Source organism: Rhizobium azibense (assembly GCF_004342325.1).
Classification (GTDB): Bacteria; Pseudomonadota; Alphaproteobacteria; order Rhizobiales; family Rhizobiaceae; genus Rhizobium; species Rhizobium etli_B.
This window is the reverse complement of the sequence record NZ_SMBJ01000002.1, coordinates 485,383-509,955: the sequence shown is the minus strand read 5'-3', so window position 1 is coordinate 509,955 and position 24,573 is coordinate 485,383. Positions and strand designations below refer to the sequence as shown.

The 24,573-nt window shown below is 58.7% G+C and carries 22 protein-coding genes and 1 riboswitch; of the genes, 11 read left to right on the top strand and 11 right to left on the bottom strand.

Annotation, left to right across the window (positions count from 1 at the left end; translation table 11 throughout):
• Position 1: 1 nt before the first annotated feature.
• The 6 genes from EV130_RS06490 to EV130_RS06465 all read right to left on the bottom strand — a co-directional run bounded on the left by EV130_RS06490 (position 2) and on the right by EV130_RS06465 (position 4,045).
• Positions 2-661 carry a glutathione S-transferase family protein gene (locus EV130_RS06490; RefSeq protein ID WP_074065065.1) on the bottom strand — a complete coding sequence of 220 codons (660 nt, stop codon included), beginning with the start codon at positions 659-661 and terminating at the stop codon, positions 2-4.
• Entirely contained in the window at positions 658-1,503 is an 846-nt protein-coding gene (locus EV130_RS06485; protein ID WP_132659680.1) for an aromatic ring-hydroxylating oxygenase subunit alpha, read from the bottom strand. The genes EV130_RS06490 and EV130_RS06485 overlap by 4 nt, the downstream gene beginning before the upstream one ends.
• Complete coding sequence (locus EV130_RS06480; protein WP_132551766.1) at positions 1,500-2,153, bottom strand: Rieske (2Fe-2S) protein; 654 nt, start codon at positions 2,151-2,153, stop codon at positions 1,500-1,502. The genes EV130_RS06485 and EV130_RS06480 overlap by 4 nt, the downstream gene beginning before the upstream one ends.
• 143 nt (positions 2,154-2,296) lie before the next feature.
• Entirely contained in the window at positions 2,297-2,530 is a 234-nt protein-coding gene (locus tag EV130_RS06475; protein WP_245520026.1) for an acylphosphatase, read from the bottom strand.
• A 410-nt stretch (positions 2,531-2,940) separates the two neighbouring features.
• On the bottom strand, positions 2,941-3,162 hold the full coding sequence (locus EV130_RS06470) for a hypothetical protein (protein WP_074065061.1): 222 nt from the start codon (positions 3,160-3,162) through the stop codon (positions 2,941-2,943).
• A gap of 397 nt (positions 3,163-3,559) precedes the next feature.
• Positions 3,560-4,045 (bottom strand): Hsp20 family protein, encoded by a 486-nt coding sequence (locus tag EV130_RS06465; protein WP_132659676.1) that lies wholly within the window; start codon positions 4,043-4,045, stop codon positions 3,560-3,562.
• Between the two features lie 764 nt (positions 4,046-4,809).
• Between EV130_RS06465 and EV130_RS06460 the strand changes: the two genes are divergently transcribed.
• Both EV130_RS06460 and EV130_RS06455 read left to right on the top strand, forming a co-directional pair.
• Complete coding sequence (locus EV130_RS06460; RefSeq protein ID WP_132659674.1) at positions 4,810-5,904, top strand: glycosyltransferase family 4 protein; 1,095 nt, start codon at positions 4,810-4,812, stop codon at positions 5,902-5,904.
• A gap of 12 nt (positions 5,905-5,916) precedes the next feature.
• On the top strand, positions 5,917-8,121 hold the full coding sequence (locus EV130_RS06455; protein ID WP_132551764.1) for an amylo-alpha-1,6-glucosidase: 2,205 nt from the start codon (positions 5,917-5,919) through the stop codon (positions 8,119-8,121).
• A 128-nt stretch (positions 8,122-8,249) separates the two neighbouring features.
• On the opposite strand, the gene EV130_RS06450 is transcribed toward EV130_RS06455, so the two are convergent.
• Positions 8,250-8,642, bottom strand: a complete 393-nt coding sequence (locus tag EV130_RS06450) for a DUF6766 family protein (protein ID WP_132551763.1) — start codon at positions 8,640-8,642, stop codon at positions 8,250-8,252.
• Between the two features lie 533 nt (positions 8,643-9,175).
• Positions 9,176-9,682, bottom strand: coding sequence for a ferritin-like domain-containing protein (locus EV130_RS06445; RefSeq protein ID WP_132551762.1), 507 nt, complete (start codon positions 9,680-9,682; stop codon positions 9,176-9,178).
• A gap of 621 nt (positions 9,683-10,303) precedes the next feature.
• Positions 10,304-10,412: riboswitch (guanidine-I (ykkC/yxkD leader) on the top strand.
• Positions 10,413-10,486: 74 nt separating this feature from the next.
• Between EV130_RS06445 and EV130_RS06440 the strand changes: the two genes are divergently transcribed.
• From EV130_RS06440 to atzF, 7 genes are all read left to right on the top strand, one after another.
• Entirely contained in the window at positions 10,487-11,557 is a 1,071-nt protein-coding gene (locus tag EV130_RS06440; protein ID WP_074065054.1) for a putative urea ABC transporter substrate-binding protein, read from the top strand.
• 64 nt (positions 11,558-11,621) lie between these two features.
• Entirely contained in the window at positions 11,622-12,440 is an 819-nt protein-coding gene (locus tag EV130_RS06435) for an ABC transporter permease (protein ID WP_074065053.1), read from the top strand.
• Positions 12,437-13,264: an ABC transporter ATP-binding protein gene (locus EV130_RS06430; RefSeq protein WP_074065052.1), complete on the top strand. Its 828-nt coding sequence runs from the start codon at positions 12,437-12,439 to the stop codon at positions 13,262-13,264. Before EV130_RS06435 ends, EV130_RS06430 begins: the two co-directional genes overlap by 4 nt.
• Positions 13,261-14,079, top strand: a complete 819-nt coding sequence (locus EV130_RS06425) for an urea amidolyase associated protein UAAP1 (protein WP_132659672.1) — start codon at positions 13,261-13,263, stop codon at positions 14,077-14,079. Before EV130_RS06430 ends, EV130_RS06425 begins: the two co-directional genes overlap by 4 nt.
• A 13-nt stretch (positions 14,080-14,092) precedes the next feature.
• The gene (locus tag EV130_RS06420) at positions 14,093-14,743 is read left to right on the top strand and encodes an urea amidolyase associated protein UAAP2 (RefSeq protein WP_132551761.1); all 651 of its coding nucleotides are present in this window, start codon (positions 14,093-14,095) and stop codon (positions 14,741-14,743) included.
• A gap of 1 nt (position 14,744) precedes the next feature.
• Positions 14,745-18,281, top strand: coding sequence for an urea carboxylase (gene uca, locus EV130_RS06415; protein ID WP_132659670.1), 3,537 nt, complete (start codon positions 14,745-14,747; stop codon positions 18,279-18,281).
• Entirely contained in the window at positions 18,281-20,104 is a 1,824-nt protein-coding gene (atzF, locus tag EV130_RS06410; RefSeq protein WP_132659668.1) for an allophanate hydrolase, read from the top strand. Before uca ends, atzF begins: the two co-directional genes overlap by 1 nt.
• Positions 20,105-20,311: 207 nt before the next feature.
• On the opposite strand, the gene EV130_RS32880 is transcribed toward atzF, so the two are convergent.
• Both EV130_RS32880 and EV130_RS06400 read right to left on the bottom strand, forming a co-directional pair.
• Positions 20,312-20,608, bottom strand: a complete 297-nt coding sequence (locus EV130_RS32880) for a hypothetical protein (protein WP_074065048.1) — start codon at positions 20,606-20,608, stop codon at positions 20,312-20,314.
• 541 nt (positions 20,609-21,149) lie between these two features.
• On the bottom strand, positions 21,150-21,938 hold the full coding sequence (locus EV130_RS06400) for a Crp/Fnr family transcriptional regulator (protein ID WP_132659666.1): 789 nt from the start codon (positions 21,936-21,938) through the stop codon (positions 21,150-21,152).
• 441 nt (positions 21,939-22,379) lie between these two features.
• Here EV130_RS06400 and EV130_RS06395 point away from each other — a divergent pair, with 441 nt between their 5' ends.
• Positions 22,380-22,562: a hypothetical protein gene (locus EV130_RS06395; protein WP_132551759.1), complete on the top strand. Its 183-nt coding sequence runs from the start codon at positions 22,380-22,382 to the stop codon at positions 22,560-22,562.
• Positions 22,563-22,848: 286 nt separating this feature from the next.
• Here the strand turns inward: EV130_RS06395 and EV130_RS06390 are convergent, their stop codons facing one another.
• The gene (locus tag EV130_RS06390) at positions 22,849-23,826 is read right to left on the bottom strand and encodes a nucleoside recognition domain-containing protein (protein ID WP_132659664.1); all 978 of its coding nucleotides are present in this window, start codon (positions 23,824-23,826) and stop codon (positions 22,849-22,851) included.
• Between the two features lie 120 nt (positions 23,827-23,946).
• Between EV130_RS06390 and EV130_RS06385 the strand changes: the two genes are divergently transcribed.
• Positions 23,947-24,399 carry an Lrp/AsnC family transcriptional regulator gene (locus EV130_RS06385; protein WP_074065043.1) on the top strand — a complete coding sequence of 151 codons (453 nt, stop codon included), beginning with the start codon at positions 23,947-23,949 and terminating at the stop codon, positions 24,397-24,399.
• Positions 24,400-24,573 lie beyond the last annotated feature (174 nt).

Here is a 24,573-nt window from a genome sequence, read left to right as displayed (position 1 = left end):
GTCACACCTCGTCCGGTTGAACGCAGGGGTCGGGCTTTAATTCGTGCAGCCTGTGGATGCCAGGCATCTCGATAAAATTGTCGAGGCTGCGGATTGCACGCGACCAGAGCCTGATGGTGGGATAGGGGTCGAGCGAGATGCCGCCATCCGGGGCGAGCGCCACGTAGGGAAAGCACGCGATATCGGCAATTGTCGGGTGGTTCGACGCCAGGAACCGAAATCCTCGCAAGCCCCGCTCGACAAGCTTCGCTTCCAGTTCGCGAAGCGCGGCGATCCCGTGTGCTTGAAGCGAGGCGATGTCTCCCGGCCGCAGAAGCATTTCATGAAGGCGCGCACCTCCGAGGTTGGCGGTCAGCCGGTGTGAGAAGGAAAGCCACTGCTGGACGCACGCCGTTTCTTCCGGCGTGCCGCTGCCTAGCCACCTTGGCGCCGCCTTGGCGGCGAGGTAGGTCAGTATGGCGGCGGATTCAGTCAGGATCAGATCGCCATCTTCGAAGATCGGGATCGAGCCCGCCGGATTGATCGCCATGAGCTCGATGCTGCGATGCTCGGCGCCGGGATGAAAGTCGACCGGCCGGATTTCCAGCTTCACGCCGGCCAATGCCGCCATCAGGCGAACTTTGTAGCAACTGGGCGAGAGAACGTAATCATAGAGCTTCATTGCGCCACCAATTGTGCCCCATAGGTGTAGTGGTGGCGTTTCAGCCAGCGCCTGTAAGCGATCGATGTCAGGTCGGCTCTGGTGGGGATTTCCATTCCGGGATCGAGGGGCAGGAGCCTGGGGATCTGATTTTCGAGAATGGACCGGTCCTGAAGGAAGATCGTCTGCTGAAAGTGAATCAGATCGGTCATCGGCGTGGCATCGTCGAAGAGCGCCATCCATGGCCAGACGTCACACAGGTCTTCAGCAAGGGGCTGGACGAAAAGAGCGATGACATCCCATTCACCGGGGCGAGGCGGACAGGTCTTGTAAAGGACGGAGCAAGTCGGCGCCGGCACGCGGTACATGTATTCGGTCGTGATGCCGCCGCTTGCCGACTTGGCAGCCTGCGGTTGGTAGAATTTGATCTGCGTGGCCCAGACCTCGTCTTCTTCTTCGCGGATTTCGACCTTGTAGTCGTGAACTTCGGTGTGGGGCTCGGCGCCCAAAATGTCGGTATGAACAAAGGGAAAATGCGCTATGTCGAGAAAGTTCTCCACCGCGCGAAGCGGCGAGCAGCGCACGCGAGCGACACCGACATCGACAAAGCGGCGGCCGGCCTGATCGGCCTCAGGAATTGAAAAAAGATCCTTTCGAGGTTTGCCGACAGAGGACCATATATGGCCGTATCGGAGACAAACCGGGAGAAAGCGCCCGTCGCTGGATTTCACGTTGATGTTTCCGTGGCCATCAAGTGCCACTTCGATAGGCTCTCCCATCAGGGCGGTTTTGCGCCCCTCCATGTCAAGCTGGCTGAAGAGGCCGACGGGATACCACTCGTTGATCATCGCGTCTTGCCTCATGACGCTTTCCCTTTTGCCTGAAGCGCCTCGGCCATCCGCCGCAAAGTTTCAGATGCCCGTGAGGCGGCGATGCGCGCGGCCAGGCTGCTATCTTTGTCAAGCAGGACATGAATCAATGTCTGGCCGGCGTCTTGGGGAACGAGCAACAGCCGGATTGTCTGGCCGTTGTGCGCATGCCAGACAAGGCCATTGGGGCCAGCCTTTCCGTTCGCTGCAGCCTCGACCAACTGCGTGCGGGCATCTGCCACCAGGGACCGCAATGGAACCAGACCTTCAAGCCGCGGGGGCCCGGCCACAGGTTGCCCGGCGCCAACCCAGATGACGCCGTCAGACTCTTCGACCCGTTGCGTCTCCAAGCGGATCGTTTCGGGCGGAGTGAGGCCTGGATGGGCCGGGATGCGCAGACAGGTTCCAGTCCGGGTGTAACTCCAGCCGTGATAGATGCACGAAAGTGCCTCGCCACGCACGAAACCGTGAGACAAGCGCATGCCGCGATGCGGACACCGGTCGGCCGATGCTGCCACGCGCCCCGACCGACTTCGCCAAAGAGCAATCTGCCCGGCTGGCGTCCGTGCTGGAACAACGGTTCCCTCGGGCAAATCCGCGGAAAGGGCGACTGGCGTCCAGGAACCCGTCGTGTCAGACAGCATCACTCGGCTTTCTATGTAATATCAATCACTTGGTTGGTAAAGTCGGGGCAAGGCGTCCAATTTTGCCAATCAAGCGCGGCCACGTTTGCATAATTTTTTCGCATTGGCAATATTGATTAAATATAAGGCACATGATGCGCAGGTCAGCCCGTTCCCCTGTCGATTGGTGTGCGGTGGATTGTCTCGACCCAAACATCGATGGGACCGAGCAAACATGCGATCTCCATCATGTCGATCAACTCCACGGGCCCGGCAATGTCGACCTCGAGCCGCTCGGAACTGGTATGGGCGATCGCCTGGGCAAGCCCGAGCTTAGCGGCATGGCGTCGGACCCAAGGAAGGAAGGAGACGGCGTCAAGTTCGCCGAGGATCGTCATTCTTTCCCGAAAGTGATTTCGACATTGGTCGGTCATGAAGGGCCCTAAGGTTGGTCTTGGAGAGAGCATAGCGCCCAAGTGGACTTATGAAAGGCTCCACCGCCGCCGATCGTACTCGATCTCGGCGACAATGATCGCCTCTTCTGCTCAGGATTGCGTGGAGCGCTATCCATCCGCATAGCGTCAAGAGCCGGTTCCATCGACCGGCCGAGCAGTGGGAAAGCCGGCAGCACGAACACAGAGCAACACGGGATATACAGCCAAGGGGCGCGCGCACCGTCCTTGCCTGGAAACAGCGGGCTCCTGACGACGCTGTCACCGCGTTCTGCTCTTGCGTCACGCAAGGCCGCGCAGCCTATTTGTCACACGATCCGTTCCACTCATCAGTCGCACAAAGAAACGGCGGCGCTTCACAGTTCGTTCTCCTGGCCGGGATCCAGCAGATCAACAAGCCGCGCAATTCTTCCCGTCGGCATCGGACGGCCTTCATCGGCCAGAGCTTCCTCTGCATTCACCCAGGCCCAGGCCTCTGCCAGTTCCTTTGCCGAAGCACCAGTCGCCAAAATATCTGCAAGCAAGACCTCGTCCACCGGACCGATTATGGCCCTTACCTCTCCTGACGATAAAGTCATTTCAATCACCTCCCTCGTTTGGCACTCCATCTGCGGCTATGCGAGTGACTGCCGCTGCCGGTCGTCGTTAGGATACCCACCAAAATCCAACAGCGGCAAAGTGGTCATTGGCTGTTGATCGTGATGCGCTTGGCAGACCATCGCAACTTCGTCCAGGCGATTTCGGAGCGAAACCGGACCTGACTATCGGGCAATCGCCCTCGACACCGCAAGACATCATCATCGAACAACCTGTTCATCTTGCGATGAAGCGCAAGGACTGGATGCTGGTCTATGGCTTGCGTAGCCCGTCGAAGCTTGACTGTTGCTGTGGCCACAGGGAGTGAGATCACGTCCCTCACCTAAGCCTCCATGTTGGCCGAGCCGAAAAGACCGGCGCGGCCTTTGCCAAGTTCGATCACGCCACCTGTTTTTCGCCTTCGATCTGCAGCGGCTCAGTCGCCTCTTCGGCCCGCTTTGGCTCATTCGTTCCGATAGCAATGCGTCGCGGCTTCATCTCTTCGGGGATCTCGCGTTTCAGCTCGACCGATAGAAGGCCGTTCTTCAGGCTCGCCCCAAGCACCTTAACATGGTCGGCAAGCTCGAAACGTCGTTCGAACGACCGGCCGGCGATACCGTGATGCAGATATTGCATATCCTCCTTATCGGGCTTGGCACCGGCAACGACGAGCACATTTCGCTCGTGTGTGAGCGACAGGTCTTCCTCGGCGAAGCCTGCAACTGCCATGGTTATGCGGTAATCGTCCTCGCCTAGCTTGACGATGTCATAGGGCGGCCAGGTATCGACGGCTTGAAACCGCTGCGCATTGTTGAGGAGATTGAAGACGCGGTCGAAGCCGATGCTGGACCGGTAAAGGGGGGCGAAGTCGAATTCGTTTCTCATAGCCATATCCTCCGTAAAGCAACATGGAATGGAGACGCATGGAAACTTGCGCCTCCAGCAGTCAGCTCCGTACGGGCAGCTGACGGAACTGATTTGGTTGAGGAATTTTCAGGTTCAAGAGCGGTCAGACAAAAATTAGCACTCACGGCTCACGAGTGCTAAAAATTGCAGCTACAGTTCTTGAAATGCAGTCTCCCGCATGGCATTTTTTTAAAGTGGTCGCTGTAAAAGCACCGGCGTCGTTCCAACGCTAGTGTTGGAGTTGATGATGAGGAAGGACCGCGCACGAACAACGTCTTCTTCAATATTCGGGCAAGCAGCCGAGAGAGGTCTGCTCCATTTGCTGCGCCATCATGTCGAATTTTCCGATCCCAGTGATGTACGGAGGCCAGTGCGGCTCTGTCGTCACGATAAGCGCGCAAACCGTGCTTTCTGGGCCTCAGGCCGCTTCACCGATCGACGAAAGGCGGCGCTGCGTAGGCTTCCGGACGGTCGGCAGCCTTCAAGCCATGATGATCTGATGTCTGCGGTCAAATTACTCGACAAAGACACGGAACCGAAGAGCGCGTGCACACGATCCTTCCACACGTTTCCTGTCAGATTGAACGGGGGATCAATTTGCGGGGCGAAGTCGCTGCAACAACAACTCAGACGAGAAAGGAGATAGATTCCGGTCACGCTTGCTGCTGCCACTGACAAACGCCGCGCGATTGCGGGCGTGGTTTTTGCCGTCGAATCTTTGCTCATATGAGGAGGTTTTGTCGATGAAGATCGCTCAGATAGCACCACTTGCAGAACGCGTTCCGCCGAAGCTCTACGGAGGAACCGAACGGATCGTCTCATACCTGACAGAGGAGCTCGTCCGGCAAGGCCATGACGTCACCTTGTTTGCCAGCGGCGATTCCCTCACGTCTGCCAAACTTGTTTCCTGTTCGGACGTGGCCCTACGTCTCCATCCAAGTATGAAGGACCCATTGCCGTACCAGGTCGTGATGCTGGAGGAGATACGCCGGCGAGCTCTGGACTTCGATGTGTTGCATTTCCACATTGATTTCTTGCATTTTCCGGTCATCCGGGAATTTGCCGATCGGACTGTGACAACGCTCCATGGAAGACTGGACCTGCCGGACCTGAAGCCCCTCTACAGAATGTTTTCTGACATTCCGCTTGTATCGATCTCAAACGATCAACGCCTGCCGATGCCTGCCGTTGATTGGGCAGGGACTGTCTATCATGGATTGCAGATCGATATCCTTCCATTCACCGAACGTCCACGCGGTGGATATCTCGCTTTCCTGGGGCGGATTTCACCTGAAAAGCGTCCTGACATCGCAATTGAGATTGCATCCCGCGTGGGCATGCCGCTCAAGATCGCCGCAAAGGTGGATGCCGCCGACTACGTCTACTGGGACAGCATCATCAAGCCGATGGTCGAGATGCATGCGAATGTGGAGTTCGTTGGCGAAATCAACGAGCATCAGAAGGCCAGCTTCCTGGGTAATGCCAGTGCTCTTCTTTTCCCAATTGACTGGCCGGAGCCCTTTGGACTGGTTATGATCGAAGCCATGGCCTGCGGGACGCCGGTGCTGGCCTTCCGTCGCGGGTCGGTACGTGAGATTATCGAAGATGGTATTTCGGGGATTGCCGTCGATAGCGTTGCGGAAGCCATTGAAAATATCGACTGGCTCTTGAGGCTTGATCGTCGGCAGGTCCGCGCAGCATTCGAGCGCAGCTTCACTGCAGAACGCATGGCCCGAGATTACCTGGCAATCTATCGGCGGTTGCCAGGTGTGCGCTTGAAAGCGCCGCGACTACGCCGTCCTGTCAAGGGGACACCCGAACTGCAGGTTATCGCATAAGGAGGATCCTTAATGCCGGTGCATGGCCAGGAGTTGGGTTCGCCCGCTGTCAGAAGCGGGGGGCCGCCCGTCCAGTTTTTCATTCCCGCGGCTGCGTCTTTGCACGAAAGGCGGCCGCGCACGCTCAAGCATGGTGATACGTTTTGCGTTTTCGATCATAATGGCGACGCCCTGTCAGGCCCCGGAAGTCCTGAGGGACTGTTCCATCGTGACACGCGTCATCTTTCCCACTTCTACCTGACGATCGGCGGGCAGCGGCCGCTACTTCTGTCGTCGTCGCTCAGGGAGGACAACGCGACGTTGACGTGCGACCTGACAAACCCGGATCTCTACGACCAGGACCGCCTGGCCATTGCCCATGACCTCATCCATATACGACGATCGCAGTTCCTCTGGCAGGGAAGCCTGCATGAACGAATAACCGTCCATAATTTCGATGACAGACTGCATAGGGTCTCGCTGCAGATTGCTTTTGCCGCGGACTTTGCGGATCTGTTCGAGGTGCGGGGAACAAGCCGTGCCCGCAGGGGGCGGATCGACAGCCCGATCATGGACCGAGATACTATTTTGCTGAGCTACGAGGGGCTCGACCGCAAGCGGAGGGTCTCACGCATTGGCTTTTTCCCGCCGCCAAGCGAACTGCACGAAGGAACAGCTCGCTTCGAGCTCGACCTGCAGCCGCAAGGGACCCAGACTTACTTTCTGCGCGTCGATTGCAACCCGCAAGACGAAACCCGCACAGGCTTGAAACCATTCTTTATTGCTATGCGTGATGCCCGTCGGGCTTTGCAATCGACGTCGTCCCGTGCGGCTTCGATCAGCTCGTCCAACGACATCTTCAATGAGATCGTCCGGCGAAGCATGTCCGACCTGAACATGCTCATCACCGATACGGAGCAGGGACCATTTCCATATGCCGGCATTCCTTGGTTCAGCACAGTGTTCGGCCGCGACGCGCTGATCACCGCCCTGCAGACACTGTGGTTGGATCCGGCGATTGCCAAAGGTGTTCTCAAGCATCTCGCTGCCAATCAAGCCACCGAATTCGACCCGATGGCCGATGCCGAACCAGGCAAAATACTTCATGAGGTACGCTGTGGCGAAATGGCGGAGCTCAAAGAAGTGCCATTCCGACGGTACTATGGCAGTGTTGACGCGACACCGCTGTTCGTGATCCTGGCCGGCGAATATTTCAAGAGAACGGGTGACCTGGAGACTATAAGAGGTATCTGGCCAAACATTCACGCTGCCCTTGATTGGATCATTGAACATGGCGACGGTGATGGTGACGGTTTTGTCGAATACGGCCGGCAGGTGCACGAGGGGCTGATCAACCAAGGCTGGAAGGACAGCCATGACAGTGTCTTTCATGCAGATGGATCCCTGGCAGCCGGGCCCATCGCGCTCGTCGAAGTGCAGGCATATGCCTACGGTGCATTTATGGAAGCAGCAGAGCTTTGCCAGAGACTTGGCGAACGGGCGCGGGCAGTTTCCTTGACCGCGCGCGCTGTTGCATTGCAGAAGAATTTCGACATTGCTTTTTATGACGAGGAACTGGAAACATATGTTCTGGCTCTCGACGGGTCTAGGTGCCCCTGCCGCGTCCGCTCATCGAATGCCGGCCATGTCCTGCTGACGGGACTTGCATTTCCGCACCGCGCCGAAGTCGTCGTGCGCACACTTTTGGGCGGTCCTTCATTTCCCGGTTGGGGCATACGCACGGTGGCATCGACCGAAGCGCGCTACAATCCCATGAGCTATCACAACGGATCCATCTGGCCGCACGACAATGCGCTGATCGGGATTGGAATGGCGCGTTATGGATTCAAGCAAGAGGCGGCAAAGATACTTGAGGGACTCTTTGCTGCGGCGAGCTACATCGACCTCAGGCGATTGCCCGAGCTGATCTGCGGTTTTCCACGACGGCGCGCTCAAGGACCGACATTCTATCCGGTGGCCTGCGCACCACAAGCGTGGGCGGCTGTTGCGCCGCTGTCGCTGCTCCAGTCCTGCCTGGGCATCCTCTTCGATCCGATCGAAAGCCAGGTGACCTTTAACGAACCGATGCTGCCGGCTTTCCTCGATGAGGTGGTTCTCAGGAACCTTTCCGTGCCCAAAGGAAAAGTCGACGTTGCAATACGACGGTCCAAAAAAAACGTCGTGGTCGATGTGCTGGAACGAAAAGGAGACATCAAGGTTCTGACCGCCGCCCGATAGAGGCCGAAGCCAGACTTGTGCGAGCCAGATCAAAGGGGCGTCACCGGGGCCTGCGCTGATGCTATAACGGTCCCGCACTACCCCGGCAATGCGATGATCCGATCAGAGCGGCAGAAACTGTGCGAGCGTCACTGCGAATGGCCGTGAGGCTTGGCATGACCGTGAACCCGCAGAAAGCGCTCGTCGAGCTCAGCAATGATTTCAGCGCCTCTCTCACCGGCATTGATCTTGAGCAACTCATCTATTTTTGCCTCAAGTCTGTCGTCGTTCTCCTTAGAGGCAGGAGAGCCGACATAGAGAAAATAAGCAAGTCCCGCCACTTGCCACATCAACTGGAGGAATTCCGATTGCCAATTTTCAAAAGTATCTCGGGAGAGCTGGATAGCGTATTCAGAAAACTGAGGAGTTTGGGCATGTTGCCTCGCCTCATCGACATATGCGAACCAACCGAAAACCCAGTGTCCAAGGATTGAAACGAGAAAGAAAATGGCTGTAATCCACCCGTAAGCGTAGCGTTTCATGGTGATTTCTCCGCGTTTGCTCAGCCCTTTTGCGACAGTTGCGTTCGTCAACTACCTAGAACGCAACTAGCTGTTTTGAGTTCATCAACGAAAAACCGGCGGCCCCCTCCAGAACTGGTGGAATCCGACTCACCGGAATTCTCGCCGGCATCTTCGGCGCCGCAGGAGATGGCAGAGCAACGATGCGCCGGCAGCTTGGGTTGGAAAGTGACCCCAGTCACGGTGGGCGTCGCGAGCTGCCATTGCGGCTCGCGTCCTCGAGGTGGCCGCGCAGGAATGGCATTCAACCTAAAGCGACTGGACCGCGGCCGCAGTCAAATGAAACGCGGTATCGGCATGGGCAATCAAGACGGCTTGCGCCCGATGTTTCCGCTGACGTCATCGCAGCCGATGGATCCGAGGAGGAAGTGACAGGTAATTTGATCCGCACACACGCCCTGGACCGGCTTCGCGCCTGCGGACATCACCACGTCGCGCTCGAGAAAATGCCTGCCACCCTAAGCAGACGCTGCCTGTTGCCGCTATCGAGCCGATTACCGTTTTGCAGTGACCTCGGCCTCGGCACGCTTAAGGTAAGCCTCGGTTACGACGGGAAGGTTGTCCTCCAGCCACTTTGCCATGGCAATTTCTTCTTTGAGAATGCCTTCGCAGACCGCCCTGGTTTGCTGGTCGCCAGCAAACTCTGCGGCCGCAATAAGGATCCTGTAGCTCGCAATCTCAAAATGCTCGAATGTGTAGCTTGCCAGCGAGCCTTTGACGATTTCGTCGCTCACAAACAAGCCACCGAGGCTCTGACCGAACGCAGTTACTTTTCCGGCCATGTCCTTGATGGTCGAGGACCCTCCACCTATGCGGTTCAGGCAGCTTTCCAGCGATTTCGCCTGCTGCCGCGTTTCTTCGAGATGTTCGCCGATGCGTGCCTTCAAATCAGGATAGTTTTCGATCCGCTCGTACTGAGCCTTCAGCATCGTTTCGGCCTGTTCTTCCATGGCGTGAGCGTCACGGAGCCAAGCGACGAGATTGTCTTTTGTAGTGGACATGAGGTACTCCTTCGCTGTGCGCCCCCTAACCGACCATCTCATGAAATGTTCCTCCGCTCGTCAGCGGAAAACCGGTTGGCAACGGCGGTGCCGGAACGGCGTCCATCCGTTCGGAGCGGTCAGTCGCGGTATCGGCAATATCTGTGTCCCCATAGCTACTTCATGTTTACTGGCAAGCGCTGGGATGGGCTCGTGACCGTCAAGACGCCTCAAACGGATCGGACCGACTGCAAACACTCAGTCACCCCCAAAGTGCTTCCGGGAGATCGTCGACCAATGCTTGTGTTTTAGCGAACACGCGGCAGCCATCCTGTCCTTTGGTGGGAGTGAGGCCGAAACCGTTCGCCGCCACCGAACTAAAGATCGGTTTGCGCAACTTGCATCTTGCTTGCGAACCATCATGGCCGCAACGCGACATCGCCGCCAGCGCCTGGCCATAAAATGCTCTCGGAGCCGGGCCCACCAACCTTGATCGACACGTGCCGAATTCAACTTTGTCGACGAATCCGCCTAAATAATGAGCAATTGCCGCTCGGTGCCGCTATGAGCAAGCCGAACCAACAGGAAAACCTTACAGAATCAATTTACCAGGATTTGGCACGCGTCTTGCTTCGATAAAGCTGAGTTGGTGGCTAGGGTTCCGGCGCTTGCAAAGCGTGCTGGTCCGAGAGCTGCCGTCGGTGGGCGAGAAATCCTGCCGGATGCACGGCGGGACAAAAGCCCGGGAGACCTCGTAAGCCAAGGGATTGGCGGCGCGATGGTCTTTGCCAATCCCTTTTTGAAGAAAGCAAAAGGGGAATTTCTATGCAGACTTTTTCGAAGCTTCTTTCCATCACTGCCTTGGCCGCTTACTTCATCGGGGGTCTCGGCAACCTCGAGGCTGCCCAAAAGACCGAGTTCAAGGTTGCATGGTCGATTTATGTGGGCTGGATGCCATGGGGCTATGCTGCCGACCATGGTATCGTCAAGAAATGGGCCGATAAATACGGCATCAAGATCGACGTGACGCAGTTCAACGATTACGTCGAGTCGATGAACCAATACACGGCCGGCGCCTTCGACGCCGTGACGCTCACCAACATGGATGGCCTTTCCATTCCGGCCGCCGGCGGCGTCGATACGACCGCCGTGATCGTCGGCGACTTTTCGAATGGCAATGACGCCGTAATCCTCAAGGACAAGACGAGTCTTGCCGATATCAAGGGCCAGAATGTCAATCTGGTCGAATATTCCGTCTCGCATTACCTGCTCGCGCGCGCGCTCGAAAGCATCAAGCTGACAGAGCGCGATGTGAAGGTCGTCAACACGTCCGACGCCGACATGGTCGGCGCCTACAAGACGCCCGACGTCACCGCCGTCGTCACCTGGAATCCCCTGGTCTCCAGTGTCCTTGAGGATCCTTCGGCCAAGAAGGTATTCGACAGTTCGCAGGTGCCGGGTGAAATCATCGACTTGATGGTCGCCAATACTGATGTGCTCAAGGACAATCCCAATTTCGGCAAGGCGCTAGCTGGCATCTGGTATGAGACCGCCGCGCTGATGGAGGCCGATACGCCGGACGGCAAGGCGGCCCGCGAGACCATGGGGTCGGCTTCCGGCACCGACCTTGAAGGTTTCGAAGCGCAGGTCGCTGCGACCAAGCTCTTTGACAATCCCACCGACGCCGTCGCCTTCACCGTATCCGAGAGTCTTCCCAAGACGATGGATCTGGTGCGCAACTTCCTCTTCGAGAAGGGCCTGCTCGGCAATGGTGCGCCATCGGCAGATGTCATCGGGATCGAAATGCCGGACGGCAAGATCCTCGGCGACAGTGGCAACGTCAAGCTGCGCTTCACCGAGACCTACATGAAGGCGGCTGCTGACGGGGCGCTCTGAGCGAGTTCGACCGGCGGCGCGGGAAACTGCGCCGTGTCATTCCTTCATCAGCGGAGCTTTCCTCATGCGCTGGATCAACATCAAGCCAAGTCGGGGCGCTCAATTTGCCCTGATGCTGGTGCCCTTCGTGTTGCTGATCGTAGCCTATGCCTTCGGTTCGGCGGCGCGCTTGTCCGAGAATGCCAACGACAAGCTGCTGCCCACTCTCTCCGGTTTCGTTCAGGCGATCGAACGCATGGCCTTCATCGCAGATCAGCGCACCGGCGAATATCCGCTCTGGTCGGATACCTGGGCGAGCTTGATCCGGCTTTTCGCGGGCCTCGGCATCTCCACAGCGACAGCGCTGCTGACGGGAATGCTAATCGGCATGCTGCCATATCTGCGGGCGCTCCTTGCTCCCTTCATCGCTGTCGTCTCTATGGTGCCGCCGCTGGCGCTGCTTCCGATCCTCTTCATCGTGATGGGTCTCGGCGAGACATCCAAGATTGCGCTTATCGTGATCGGCGTCGCGCCGACGATGATCCGCGACCTAGCGCTGAAGGCGTTGGAATTGCCGCGTGAGCAGGTCGTCAAGGCCGAGACGCTTGGCGGATCCTCCTGGCAGATCGCCTTGCGCGTCGTGCTTCCTCAGATCGTGCCGCGGCTTATCATCTGCCTCAAGCTGCAGCTGGGACCTGCCTGGCTTTTCCTGATTGCCGCAGAAGCGATTTCCTCGGAATCCGGCCTCGGCTACCGCATCTTCCTCGTCCGCCGCTATCTGGCGATGGACGTGATCTTCCCCTATGTCGTCTGGATCACGCTGCTCGCCGTCATGACGAACTACGTCCTTGATCGCATCCGCGTCGCCGCCTTCCCCTGGTCCGAACTGGAGAAGCAGGGATGAGCGAACTCAGGATCGAAAATGTCTGGAAGGAATACGGCGACCAGATCGTGCTTGAGAACGTATCGCTGACCGTCGCTTCGCGTGCGTTCGTCGCACTTGTCGGGCCTTCGGGCTGCGGCAAGTCGACGTTCCTGCGTATGCTGCTCGGTCAGGAACAGCCAACCAGAGGCCGGATTCTGCTCGATGGCGAGCTTCTTCCGGCGCAGCCCGGCCCCGATCGGGGTGTCGTCTTCCAACGCTACTCGGTCTTTCCGCACCTCACCGTGCTCGGCAATGTGCTGCTCGGCAAGGAATTTTCCGGCGCGCGCTTCAAGGCGAAGCTCTTTGGAGCTGCGCGGCGGGACGCAATCGCCACGGCGCGACAGTTGATCGCAGAAGTCGGCCTGGCGGGGGCGGAAGACAAGTATCCGGCACAGCTTTCAGGGGGGATGCAGCAACGGCTGGCGCTTGCCCAGGCGCTTATCATGAAGCCGAAAGTGATGTTGCTTGACGAGCCATTCGGCGCGCTCGACCCAGGTATCCGCGCCGAGATCCACATGCTGATGAAACGGCTCTGGCACGAAACGCAGATGACTGTCGTTATGGTCACCCATGACATGCGCGAGGCGTTCACGCTTGCAACCCGCGTGGTCGCCTTCGAGCGGCGGCGCGATCGAGCCGAGGAGAAACTGCGCTACGGCGCGACCATCACCAAAGACATTTCAATCTGGCCGCCACGGCAAGCCGGATCGCCTTCGATCTTCAGCCCTGATCGGGACGGCCCGGTCGCCTACCAGGGGCATTGCCGGGACGACCTGGCTTCGTCAGGAGAAATCCAGTCATGACACGTGTCAGACGTTCGCCGCAAGACATCGCTGCCAACCGCGCGCGTTACGAGGAGCATCAGAAAAAGGGGCTCGAATATGCGCCAAAGGCACTGCCCGGTACGAGCCCATTGCCGGCGCCCGAAATCGCGCCCGACAAGATCATCCACCGCGAGGTGATCCCTGGTGGGTGGTATTGGTCGACACATATCAACAAGCACGAGGTATTTCGCGTCAGCCTCGACAGCGGATTCTCGACCCTTTCCCTCATCGCCTGGAGTGCCGCCGAGACCAGCGAGCGGCTGAACCTGCCCGATACAATGAAGGTGCAGTGGACAACTGTCCTGGGAAAAGGTCGTGTGATTTTCTCTGACATGGGGCGAGTGATGTTTTCGGTGACGGAAGACTCCTCGGGCGCCCATGACGGGGTGGTGGGCGGGTCCACATCCGGGTCGAACGCGGCAAAATACGGTGAGGGCACGCGCAACACCCGTGACAACCTGATCCTCCTTGCCACCAAAGCCGGGCTCGACAAACGCGACATTCCGCCGGCCCTTGCACTCTTTGCCCCGGTCCGCGTCGACCGGAACGGAGCGTTCGCGTGGAAGCCGGAACTTCTGCATGAAGGCGATTATATCGAGCTGCGCGCCGAGATGGATATGATCGTCGGCTTTTCCAACTGCCCCCATGCGCTCAACCCGGACAAGGTCTATCGGCCCAATCCGGTGACCGTCACGCGTATCGCGGCGACCGAGCCCCGGAGCGGCGACTTTTGCCGGACGGCGACCGCCGAGGCTGTTCGCGGCTTCGAAAACAACGCGCGGGCGGCAGTGTGAGGGAAACATGACGATGACCGATTTCATTCAAACAGCGCCGGGCCGCACGCTCGAGAACGTCGCGCAGGACCATTACATCCCGGCTGAGGCACCATTTTCGGCGGTGATCCGGAAGGGTCAGACCATCCGTATCGAGGACACATACGGCCAACAGGCGGTCGACACGCTGTTCTACAATGCCGAGGACTTTTCCGAACGCTACTCCAACCAGGATACGATGCGCGAACAGGGCGCGGCCTATATTTCGACCGGCACGAGGATCATCTCCAATGAGGGTCGGGTGATGCTGACAATGACCGCCGACAGTTGCGGGCGCCATGATACGTCTGCCGGTGCCTGCTCTTGCGAGAGCAATACAGTGCGCTTCGGCCACCAAACCAGATATCTCCATGCCTGCCGCGACAATTTCGTTCTTGAAGTCTCCAAGCACGGAATGAGCAAGCGCGATATCGTCCCCAACATCAATTTCTTCATGAACGTCCCGATCGAGCCAAGCGGCGAGATGACGATCGTCGACGGGATCTCCGGGCCAGGTGACTATGTTGAGCTGAAAGCCGAGATGGACATTTTGCTCGTCATTTCCAATTGCCCGCAGATCAACAATCCCTGCAACGGTTTCGATCCGACCCCGATCCGGGTGCTGGTCTGGGACAGCGAGATCTGACATGTTCAAGAAGATTCTTATCGCAAACCGGGGCGAGATCGCTGTCCGGATCATCAAGACGTTGCAGCGCATGGGTATTTCATCCGTCGCCGTCTATTCGGATGTCGACCGCTTTTCCAAGGCGGTGTTGATGGCGGATCAGGCGGTAAGGCTCGGCCCGGCACCGGCGGCCGCAAGCTACCTCGACGTCGAGGCCGTCATCGCTGCCTGCATTGCAACAGGTGCCGAGGCAGTCCATCCCGGCTACGGCTTCCTTTCGGAGAATATCGACTTTGCCGAGCGCCTGGCAAAGGCAGGGATCGCCTTCATTGGCCCGACGCCCGGCAATATCGCGGCTTTCGGACTGAAGCACACCGCCCGCGAACTGGCGCAATCGTGCGGCGTGCCGCTGCTTCCAGGCAGCAGTCTTTTGGAGACGAGCGAAGCTGCGCTCACGGCCGCGGCCGACATCGGATATCCGCTGATGCTGAAATCGACCGCCGGCGGCGGCGGCATCGGAATGCAACTCTGCAATGATCCCGGCCAACTGAAGGCGGCCTTCGACAGCGTGCAGCGCACGGCGCGCGCAAGTTTCGGTGATGCGCGCGTCTATCTCGAGCGCTTTGTCGCCAGGGCCCGCCATGTTGAAGTGCAGATCTTCGGCGATGGCAATGGCCGAGTGATCGCGCTTGGCGATCGCGACTGCTCATTGCAGCGCAGGAACCAGAAGGTGATCGAAGAGACGCCAGCGCCAGGATTGCCGGATGCGGTTCGCACGCGGCTGCATGCCGCGGCCGTTACGCTCGGTGCCTCCGCCGGCTACCGTTCGGCGGGAACGGTCGAATTCATCTACGATCCTGCGGGCGAGGAATTCTACTTCCTCGAGGTCAATACCCGACTGCAGGTCGAACATCCGGTGACCGAGGCCGTCTTCGGCATTGATCTGGTCGAATGGATGATCCGTCAGGCGGCTGGGGAGGATATGCTGACCGCTAACGCGGCCCTTGTACCCAGTGGCGCGGCCATCGAAGCGCGCATCTATGCAGAAATGCCGCATGCGGAGTTCAGGCCAAGCGCTGGACTGCTGACCGAGGTCGTCTTTCCAAAAAACGTCCGTGTCGATGGTTGGGTCGAGACCGGCACCGAGGTTAGTCCCTATTACGATCCCATGCTTGCCAAGGTGATCGTGAGGGCCAAAGATCGCCCGGCCGCAATCGCGGCCCTCGGCAAGGCTCTAAAGGAAAGCGCGATTTCGGGTATCGAAACGAATCTCGATTATCTGAGGGCGATTGCGAAGTCGGAGCTCCTTTCGAGTGGTGATGTAGCGACGACGGCGCTCAAGGATTTCACCTTCGTGCCCGAAGTCGTAGAGGTGATTGCGCCGGGCGCCCAGTCGAGCTTGCAGGAATTGCCCGGGCGGTTGGGTCTCTGGCACGTCGGGGTACCGCCGTGCGGACCAATGGACGAGCGATCGTTCCGCCATGCCAACAGGCTGGTCGGAAATGGTGACGAGGCGGCGGCTCTCGAACTCACCGTATCCGGCCCGGTGCTCAAATTCTTCTCGGATGTCGAGATCGCCCTTGCCGGCGCGCACATGCCGATGACCCTCGACGGTACGTCGATTGAGCAGGGAACGGCGATCCTCGTCAAGGCGGGCCAGACGCTTGCGATCGGGACGATTGTCGGCGCCGGCCAGCGCTCGTATCTGGCCGTGGCCGGCGGATTTGCAGCACCGGTAGTACTCGGTTCACGAGCAACCTTCGGCCTGGGGCAGTTCGGCGGGAATGCCACCGGCACCCTTCACGCCGGGCATGTGCTGCGGCTTGCCCGCACGCCGCAGCCGAGATCAAAGCCGGCCAACGATCCAGCCGAGCTCACGAGCGCCTGGGAGGTCGGTGTCCTCTACGGTCCGCATGGGGCTCCCGATTTCTTTCTGGAGGAAGACATCGAAACGCTGTTTTCGACGGAGTACGAAGTCCATTTCAACAGTGCCCGCACCGGAGTGCGTCTGATCGGTCCGGCGCCGAAGTGGGCCCGCGCCGACGGCGGCGAAGCGGGCCTCCACCCCTCGAACCTGCACGACAATGCCTATGCCGTCGGCGCAATCGACTTTACCGGCGACATGCCAATCATCCTCGGTCCCGACGGCCCAAGTCTCGGCGGTTTCGTGTGTCCGGCGGTGATTGCGCGCGACGAGCAATGGAAGATGGGCCAATTCAAACCAGGCGACAAAATCCGCTTCCACGCGGTGAAACGCGCCGGAGACCCGATCGCCGGGCCAATGGTCAAGCGCATCGCCGACGCCGCCGGCTCGCCGATCGTCGGGCGAAGCGATGCAGGGCCGGTCCCCGTGATCTATCGCCGGCAGGGAGACGACAACCTGCTGGTCGAATATGGGCCAATGCAGCTCGACATTGCGCTCCGCTTGCGTGTCCATCTTTTGATGCAGGCAATCCAGGAGGCGAAGCTCGGCGGGCTTATCGATCTTACTCCGGGCATACGATCGCTGCAGATCCACTATGGCGGAGGCGGCCTTACCCGTAGGCGCCTTCTCGGCCTGCTCGCCGAGATCGAAGCTTCCCTGCCGCCGGCGCAGGCGGTGAAGGTCCCAAGCCGGATCGTGCATCTGCCGCTCTCCTGGAACGATCCAGATGCCGAACTTGCGATGCGCAAGTATCAGGAACTGGTCCGGCCGAATGCGCCATGGTGTCCGTCGAATATCGAGTTCATCCGCCGCATCAACGGCCTGGCCGACGAACAGGCTGTGCGCAAGGTCGTCTTCGACGCCAGCTATCTCGTACTCGGGCTCGGTGACGTCTATCTCGGCGCTCCGGTTGCCACACCGGTAGATCCCCGGCATCGGCTGGTGACGACAAAATACAATCCCGCCAGGACCTGGACGCCGGAAAACGCCGTCGGCATCGGGGGCGCCTATATGTGCATCTATGGCATGGAAGGTCCCGGCGGCTATCAGTTGTTCGGCCGCACGATTCAGGTCTGGAATACGTGGCGTCAGACGCCGTTCTTCTCCAAGGACAAGCCCTGGCTGCTCGATTTCTTTGACCAGATCCGGTTCTTTCCGGTGAGCCACGAGGAGCTGACCGAGGCGCGCGCCGCATTCCCCTATGGCGGTTATCCAGTCCGCATCGAGGAAACCGAATTCAGCTATGCCGCCTATGAGGCGGAGCTTTCTGCCAATGCACCAGCGATTGATGACTTCAAGGCCAATCAGCAAGCCGCGTTCGAGGCCGAACGCAAGCGCTGGAAGGATCTCGGCCTCGACAGCTTCGTCGTCGACGAGGGCACCGGCAGTGGGCTTGGAGGCGAAATCCCCGAAGGTTGCTTTGGCGTCGAAAGCGCCGTGCCCGGAAACGTCTGGAAGATCCTCGTCGAGGAAGGTCAACCGATCATCGCCGGTCAGACGCTCGCCATTATCGAATCGATGAAGATGGAAATCAATGTGACCGCCCATGCCCCAGGTCGGGTCCGCGATCTGCGCGCAGGCCCCGGCCGCAACGTAAAAGCCGGCGATGTCCTCGTCGTGCTGGAGGAAATCTGATGCTCCCTACCATTCTCGATCTCGCTTCGCTCCAATCCGCCTATGCAGCCGGACTTTCGCCCCTCGACCTTGTCGAGCAGGTGATCGCCCGACGCAGAGCTTCCGATGATCCGGCAATCTTCATCACTCCGACCCCCGACGATGATTTACGCGATGCCGCCAGGGAGCTGATGGCCCGCGCTCCCGGACCAAACAGTCTGCCGCTCTGGGGAATTCCCTTCGCGGTCAAGGACAATATCGATGTTGCCGGCTTGCCGACGACGGCGGCCTGCCCGGCCTTTGCTTATCGCCCCGAGCAGGACGCGGCGGTGGTGGCGCGGCTGACAGCTGCCGGCGCTTTGATGATCGGCAAGACCAATCTCGACCAGTTCGCCACCGGCCTCAACGGCACGCGGTCGCCCCACGGTGCGCCGCGCTCGGTCTTTGACAGGGATTATGTGTCGGGGGGCTCGAGTTCCGGGTCGGCCGTAGCCGTTGCTTCGGGCCTGGCGAGCTTCGCGCTCGGCACCGATACGGCCGGTTCCGGACGCGTGCCGGCGGCCTTCAACAATCTTGTCGGCATCAAGCCGACGCCGGGGCTCGTGCCGAATGTCGGCGTGGTTCCCGCCTGCCGTAGCGTCGATGTCGTCACCGTTTTTGCCGCGACGGTCGGCGACGGCGTTGCGATCCGCAAAGTGATGGAGGGTTATGACGCCGCCGACCCCTTCTCACGCAAGGCAGCTCCCGCCAGCCTGCCTGCCTCCGGCCTGAGGGTTGGCGTGCTCGATCGTGACGAACGGGAATTCTTCGGCAACAAGGACGTCGAGGGCCTCTATGATGCGGCCATCGAAAGGGCGCGGGCTCTCGGTGCCGCCATCGTTCCTTTCGATTATGCCCCGTTCCGGCAGGCGGCCGAATTGCTGTATAACGGTCCCTGGGTCGCCGAACGGCTGGCTGCGGTCAGGGATTTTCTGGCGACGAATGCCGATGATTTCGATCCGACGGTGCGCGCTATTATCGAGGGCGCGAAAGCCTATGATGCCGTTGCCGCCTTCGAGGGCAGATACAAGCTCGAAGGGCTCAGGCAGAAGACCAAGGAGGAATGGCAAAAGGCCGATATTCTAATGCTGCCGACCTCGCCGACCACTTATACCGTCGAGCAGATGGTGGAGGATCCGATTGTCAAAAACGGTCATTTCGGCCGCTATACCAACTTCGTAAACCTGCTCGATTGCGCAGCGATCGCCGTCCCGGCCGGATTTGATGCGGACGGGCACCTGCCGGCCGGTGTTACGCTGATCGGCCCGGCCTTTACCGACGACGCTCTCGCCCCTTTCGCCGACGCCATGCACCGAGCCTTGAATGAAGGGATGGGCAAGGACCGCGCGGCCGTCATTCCCAAGAAAAGCCTCGTGCCGCAGGCCGATGATCGCTCTATCCCGATTGCCGTCGTCGGGGCCCATCTGACTGGCATGCCGCTCAACCACGAGCTCACGGGAGGCGGTGGGCGCCTTATTAGAATTTGCCGGACTGCCGGCGACTACAGGCTTTTTGTCCTTCCGAACACAGCCCCGCCAAAACCCGGCCTGGTGCGCCAACCTGGGTATCAGGGAAAAGGCCTCGAAGTCGAGGTCTGGGCGCTGCCTCCGGAAGGCTTTGGTCGTTTCGTGCAAAATATCCCCGGCCCGCTCGGCATCGGCAAGCTTGTTCTCGACGATGGCTCCAGCGTCTCGGGGTTCGTCTGTGAAGCTTATGCCGTGGCTGGTGCACAGGAGATTACCGAACTCGGCGGCTGGCGACATTACATGCGCATGAAGACCGAAAGAGAGGCAAAGGGAGAATAAGGACATCGCCGGAAAGGCCGGGCAGGGAACTGGCCTGTGCTGCGATCGAGCGCCTGTGTTTTTCCCAACTGGAGGTTCCAACGCCAGGCACATCCTCTAAGCAAGGACCTTGCAGGCGGCGGTCGCTCTAAGGAAAGCCATTAGCGGCCGCTAGATCTTTGCCGGCATATCAGGTGCTTCGTCGCAATCATCGGCAAGATTGGCATATCAGGCGCGGGTTGACGAACGTTTCGAACCGGAACAGGAGTCAGCCGATTGGGTTTTCCCGCCAGCCAGAGACGAAGGATTGCCATCGGGTGGAGGGCCGCAATCACGGTTGAGCCTCTCGACCAGTTTTTCCGATGACTTGATCCCGCAAGCAACAAGCTCGATGGCACGCTTGACTGCGTTCTGGCCACGCTCGCTGTGGATTTCAACGTGGTTCTTTTGCGACCATCGGCGCAGGGCGCAGGTGATGAGATCGACCTCTTCGTCCGTGAATGAGAGGAGTTCAAAGAGAACCATGACGCCCTCCCATAAAGCAAAAGTCGGCCCAAAACAGCCTCGTCGGGGTCAGGAAAAACTATGGCACAAATGGCGAACGGCAAAAAGTGATTGTGCGGTTTCGGACAAACCATCAAGCGCTCAAGCCATGGCGCCGGCTGGGCCGACGTGAGGGGTCAGGCCGCAGCGAGCAGCCGAGCCCACACTTCCCACCGGCTTCCACGGTCCTTGGTCAACAGCGTTGAAAGCCAGCCGGAGGGGCAGTTCGACTGATCCAGAGCTACCGCCCATAAACTCGGCACAACGGCTCTAGCGCGAACCGGACTTAATGTCTTAAGCACAAAGGACCGAGCGCGCCGTCACGAACCTTGGACGCCACCGAAAACGATCAAACGCGATTTAAGGAGCTGCAGTGCTGACAGTCTGTTTCAATGTGATCTGCAGGATCAATGTCATCACATCCTGACGCCACCGATCGCCCACGTTGAAGGATGCCACCCACGAGGCCCCAATGACGCGCGCTGCGGCACGGCCGAAACTTTTGCGACCGGAATATTGAAATCTACGATGACGCCGGGCCGTTGTTTATGTTTTTCAGTTTGAAGATGCGATGCGAAGAACCCCGATGCATGTGGCTCATCGGAATGCCTATCAGTCGCTCGTACTCCGCTTCGGGCAGGCCGTAGCAGCCACCGGCAATGTCCTGGAGCTTTTGCCTGTCCAAGATTTTCACGTTCCCCCGCGTCGATTTGATGGCATGAACACCTTCGAGGATATGCAACTCGTTTGTCACGCCAGCACGTCGAACCCCAAGCATCATTCCCAGGAATTCATGGGTGAGCGCGAGATTGTCGCCCTCGAGACGGTCATGGCACATAAGCAGCCATCGCGCGAGGCGCTCCTGCATGCTGTAGCGCGCATTTGCCAGAGCTGAATGGGCAAGCTGCAAGCTCGCCGAATGCACGTAGCGCAGTAGCAAATCCCTTGTCGGCTTATGATCGTCGACAATACTCAGGAAGTGCTCGATCGGCACGGCTATTCCGGTTCCAGCGACTTGCATGAATGTTCTGTTGGGGGTGGTTTCGGTCATTAACAGCACATGGTGGCCACCAAGACCCTCGCGTCCCACGTGCCCCACCTCCACCGCCTCATCGTCGGAGCTGACGGCAACCATTGACGCAAGACCGCTCTCTATGAAGCAAACCTGTAAGGTGGGCTCGTTGGCTTCGACAACAACGTACTTGAGGCCAAGATCGATTGCGGTCATTTCGGGGCGGAGCCATTCGAAGGCTTCCGGCGCCAACGCCTTAAGCAATCTGTTTGAAACGGTCGCCTGTGAGAAGGCTGGCATGGACGGTTCTCCTTTGGCTAGAGCCCGGTCCCACACCAAGCATCACGAGGATCAGCTATTTGCTGATTTATGAGCCCAAGCACACAACGATGCTAGGACTTGAGCGCACTCTGTACGGTTCTGACAATTCTTCGGCTGCTGCCTAGGATGCCTCCGGAGGCGCCATATTCAATGACGACTGGGGCACTCGACTGTTGCTGCGACTGATAGAACGAGAATGGTTGTGCCATCCGAGCAGAACTCATCTGCCGTCTCGATAGCCTCGCTACCAGGCATCACGCCTGATCTTGACGAGCATTGCATCATGCGCTCTTTCCTAGTCAAAGGAAAGCTATATTGACAAAGCTATCGCAGGCTCAAACCGGCTTGGTCCCATGACCGGCTGGAGAGGGAGAAGCATCCCAAATTCCGCTTTGAGATTATCAATCCGGAAGATGCCGGTTGGCGCTCCGCCATGACAACAACAATCGAGATCAGTGCGCGGCACTGGTGCGCCAGAGCAGCGGCTCCAATGACATCGAAGACCGAAAAGTGCTCGCTGGGCAAATGGCAGCCGGCGGCATGGGAGAACGAAAACGCCTGCGAGAACAGCGCGCCGCCAAACGACAAAATCAAGCAGAATGAAAGACCGGTTTGTAGGGGAACAGATAAACAAGTCCATAGGCGAGGCTACCCGGGGCCGCTTGGCCAATGACAAGCCTCCGCCTGTCGCCGATCCGAGGCATCCAAGCAGCAAGGAGGCGAGCGCCGTTGCGATGGAGCTGAAGGTAACGACAATTGCATATGTCGAATTCTCGATCCCACTGCCGTAATGGCACTTCAGGGGCAATTGCCGCGGAGGATAGACCAGCAGAAAAGATGCTGGGCACGAGAAGCCCGGTTACGACCGACGTGGCCTTTCGTCCAAAGTTCATCCGGCTTCCACCTGTGGGCTTTGTTGCCGAAACATCTGCGAAAAGAATGTCTTGTCAGACAACCGGTGAAGCAAAGTGGCAATCATTGCTGTTGCTGTTATGGCAAAAGCGATCCGCCCGGTAAGGACACCATGCACATCAGCGCCAAGCGCAATCACGATGAGTGTGTCTTCGATCACGCTGTGTGCGAAACCCATGAACACGCACGACAGAAAAATCTGACGCGGTGATACCGCCCCCGATTGGGCCTCTCGGATCAGAAGACCGGCACCGTAGGAAATGCCTAAAAACAGCCCGACAGCGGTAAGGTGTTCAGCCTCGTCCCGGATGCCGGCAAGACGCAGCACGGGCGAAAGCGCCTTCATCATCAGATCCAGCAGTCCGCTCGCCTTGAGGATTTGAAGACTCCAGGATAGGACCACAAGGATGACAAGCATCCACATCATGGTCTCGGCAAGACCAAGAAAGTATTCGGCCCAATCCGGTGTGACGCCCATTGGAATCCAGGCCGGTTTTGCTGGAGCCGACAACCAGTTCGTAGCCGTCAGGACATGATGGAGCAGGAAGGCATAAAGCAAACCGCCCAAGATGCGCAGCAGCGTCGTGGCGATCATGCCCGGTCCTGCCTTCTGGATGATCTTCTGCTCGATAGGCAGACCGTGTGCGAATAGGATGAGCGCCGAGAAGACTGTGATGTCCGCCACGCTCAGCGATGACGCGGGAACGAGCGTAAAAATGAGTGGAACAGCACCCCATATCCCGACGAGCATGCCCGTCAGCCAGGCTAGCCCCAGCTCCGCAGGTAACCCGACCAAATTCATGACGGGCGCAAAAGTGGGGGCGACCGCCTTGATCGCCCCCACCCGTGATAGCAGCTCCGTCACGATCGCGATCGGAATCGTGATGCGGACAAGCATCCAGTAAATTCTGAGTGTTTCCTGCGTGTTGCGCCGGATTTGCAACAATAGCGGCATTTGAGCTCTCCCATTTTGGTGCCTCAATCTGCTAGCCTGAGCCGGTTCGAATTTGTGATCAAAGATTGCAAAACCGTGCAATTTTATTGCAGACCGGCGACTGATGGATATGCTGCGGAAATGGATCGTATTGACCGAAAACTTTTGAATCTAATGCAGCGCGACGCAGCGCGCACGAATGTCGATATGGCCGACGAGGTGGGCCTGTCTCCCTCCAGTTGTCTGCGCCGTGTGCAGCGGCTTCGAAAATCAGGGGTGATTGACCGAATTGTCGCGATCCTCAATCCCGCCAAGGCTGGGCGTGGTATCAAGGCGCTGGTTACCGTGGAGCTGAAGTTGCACGGCGAGGCGCATATGCGTCGCTTTCTGGCCACCGCAAGTACTGAGGAAGCCGTTTCGCAGGCCTATGCCGTCACTGGCGAAACCGATGTCGTTCTAATGCTGCGCCTGCGCGATATGGAAGAATTCGACTCCCTGTGCGACAGGTTATTCCGCGATGAGACTAACGTTGCTCGCTTCTTCACAATGATGATAATCCGCACCGCAAAAGAAGAAACGGCAATTTTGCTTTGATCATCGCGTTCACAGCATCCCTTGCGCAACGCTGAGATTGATCGCCGTCTTTGCTTGTTTGAAACACAAGGAATCAGGACGACCATCGCCCGTTACCGCTGTTTTATGCCTGTGCCTTCTCGATGTTCCAGGATCATCTCGTCGCCATTATCGATGAGATGGCTGAACTCGATC

What these genes read in the sequence shown, in the direction of transcription:
- EV130_RS06490 (WP_074065065.1), bottom strand. Translation starts at nt 661, where the DNA reads ATGAAGCTCTATGATTACGTTCTCTCGCCCAGTTGCTACAAAGTTCGC.
- EV130_RS06480 (WP_132551766.1), bottom strand. Translation starts at nt 2,153, where the DNA reads ATGCTGTCTGACACGACGGGTTCCTGGACGCCAGTCGCCCTTTCCGCG.
- EV130_RS06440 (WP_074065054.1), top strand. Translation starts at nt 10,487, where the DNA reads ATGCAGACTTTTTCGAAGCTTCTTTCCATCACTGCCTTGGCCGCTTAC.
- EV130_RS06445 (WP_132551762.1), bottom strand. Translation starts at nt 9,682, where the DNA reads ATGTCCACTACAAAAGACAATCTCGTCGCTTGGCTCCGTGACGCTCAC.
- EV130_RS06430 (WP_074065052.1), top strand. Translation starts at nt 12,437, where the DNA reads ATGAGCGAACTCAGGATCGAAAATGTCTGGAAGGAATACGGCGACCAG.
- EV130_RS06435 (WP_074065053.1), top strand. Translation starts at nt 11,622, where the DNA reads ATGCGCTGGATCAACATCAAGCCAAGTCGGGGCGCTCAATTTGCCCTG.
- EV130_RS06385 (WP_074065043.1), top strand. Translation starts at nt 23,947, where the DNA reads ATGGATCGTATTGACCGAAAACTTTTGAATCTAATGCAGCGCGACGCA.
- EV130_RS06455 (WP_132551764.1), top strand. Translation starts at nt 5,917, where the DNA reads ATGCCGGTGCATGGCCAGGAGTTGGGTTCGCCCGCTGTCAGAAGCGGG.
- EV130_RS06400 (WP_132659666.1), bottom strand. Translation starts at nt 21,938, where the DNA reads ATGCCAGCCTTCTCACAGGCGACCGTTTCAAACAGATTGCTTAAGGCG.
- EV130_RS06475 (WP_245520026.1), bottom strand. Translation starts at nt 2,530, where the DNA reads ATGACGATCCTCGGCGAACTTGACGCCGTCTCCTTCCTTCCTTGGGTC.
- EV130_RS06425 (WP_132659672.1), top strand. Translation starts at nt 13,261, where the DNA reads ATGACACGTGTCAGACGTTCGCCGCAAGACATCGCTGCCAACCGCGCG.
- atzF (WP_132659668.1), top strand. Translation starts at nt 18,281, where the DNA reads ATGCTCCCTACCATTCTCGATCTCGCTTCGCTCCAATCCGCCTATGCA.
- EV130_RS06465 (WP_132659676.1), bottom strand. Translation starts at nt 4,045, where the DNA reads ATGAGAAACGAATTCGACTTCGCCCCCCTTTACCGGTCCAGCATCGGC.
- EV130_RS06450 (WP_132551763.1), bottom strand. Translation starts at nt 8,642, where the DNA reads ATGAAACGCTACGCTTACGGGTGGATTACAGCCATTTTCTTTCTCGTT.
- EV130_RS06390 (WP_132659664.1), bottom strand. Translation starts at nt 23,826, where the DNA reads ATGCCGCTATTGTTGCAAATCCGGCGCAACACGCAGGAAACACTCAGA.
- EV130_RS32880 (WP_074065048.1), bottom strand. Translation starts at nt 20,608, where the DNA reads ATGGTTCTCTTTGAACTCCTCTCATTCACGGACGAAGAGGTCGATCTC.
- uca (WP_132659670.1), top strand. Translation starts at nt 14,745, where the DNA reads ATGTTCAAGAAGATTCTTATCGCAAACCGGGGCGAGATCGCTGTCCGG.
- EV130_RS06470 (WP_074065061.1), bottom strand. Translation starts at nt 3,162, where the DNA reads ATGACTTTATCGTCAGGAGAGGTAAGGGCCATAATCGGTCCGGTGGAC.
- EV130_RS06460 (WP_132659674.1), top strand. Translation starts at nt 4,810, where the DNA reads ATGAAGATCGCTCAGATAGCACCACTTGCAGAACGCGTTCCGCCGAAG.
- EV130_RS06420 (WP_132551761.1), top strand. Translation starts at nt 14,093, where the DNA reads ATGACCGATTTCATTCAAACAGCGCCGGGCCGCACGCTCGAGAACGTC.
- EV130_RS06485 (WP_132659680.1), bottom strand. Translation starts at nt 1,503, where the DNA reads ATGAGGCAAGACGCGATGATCAACGAGTGGTATCCCGTCGGCCTCTTC.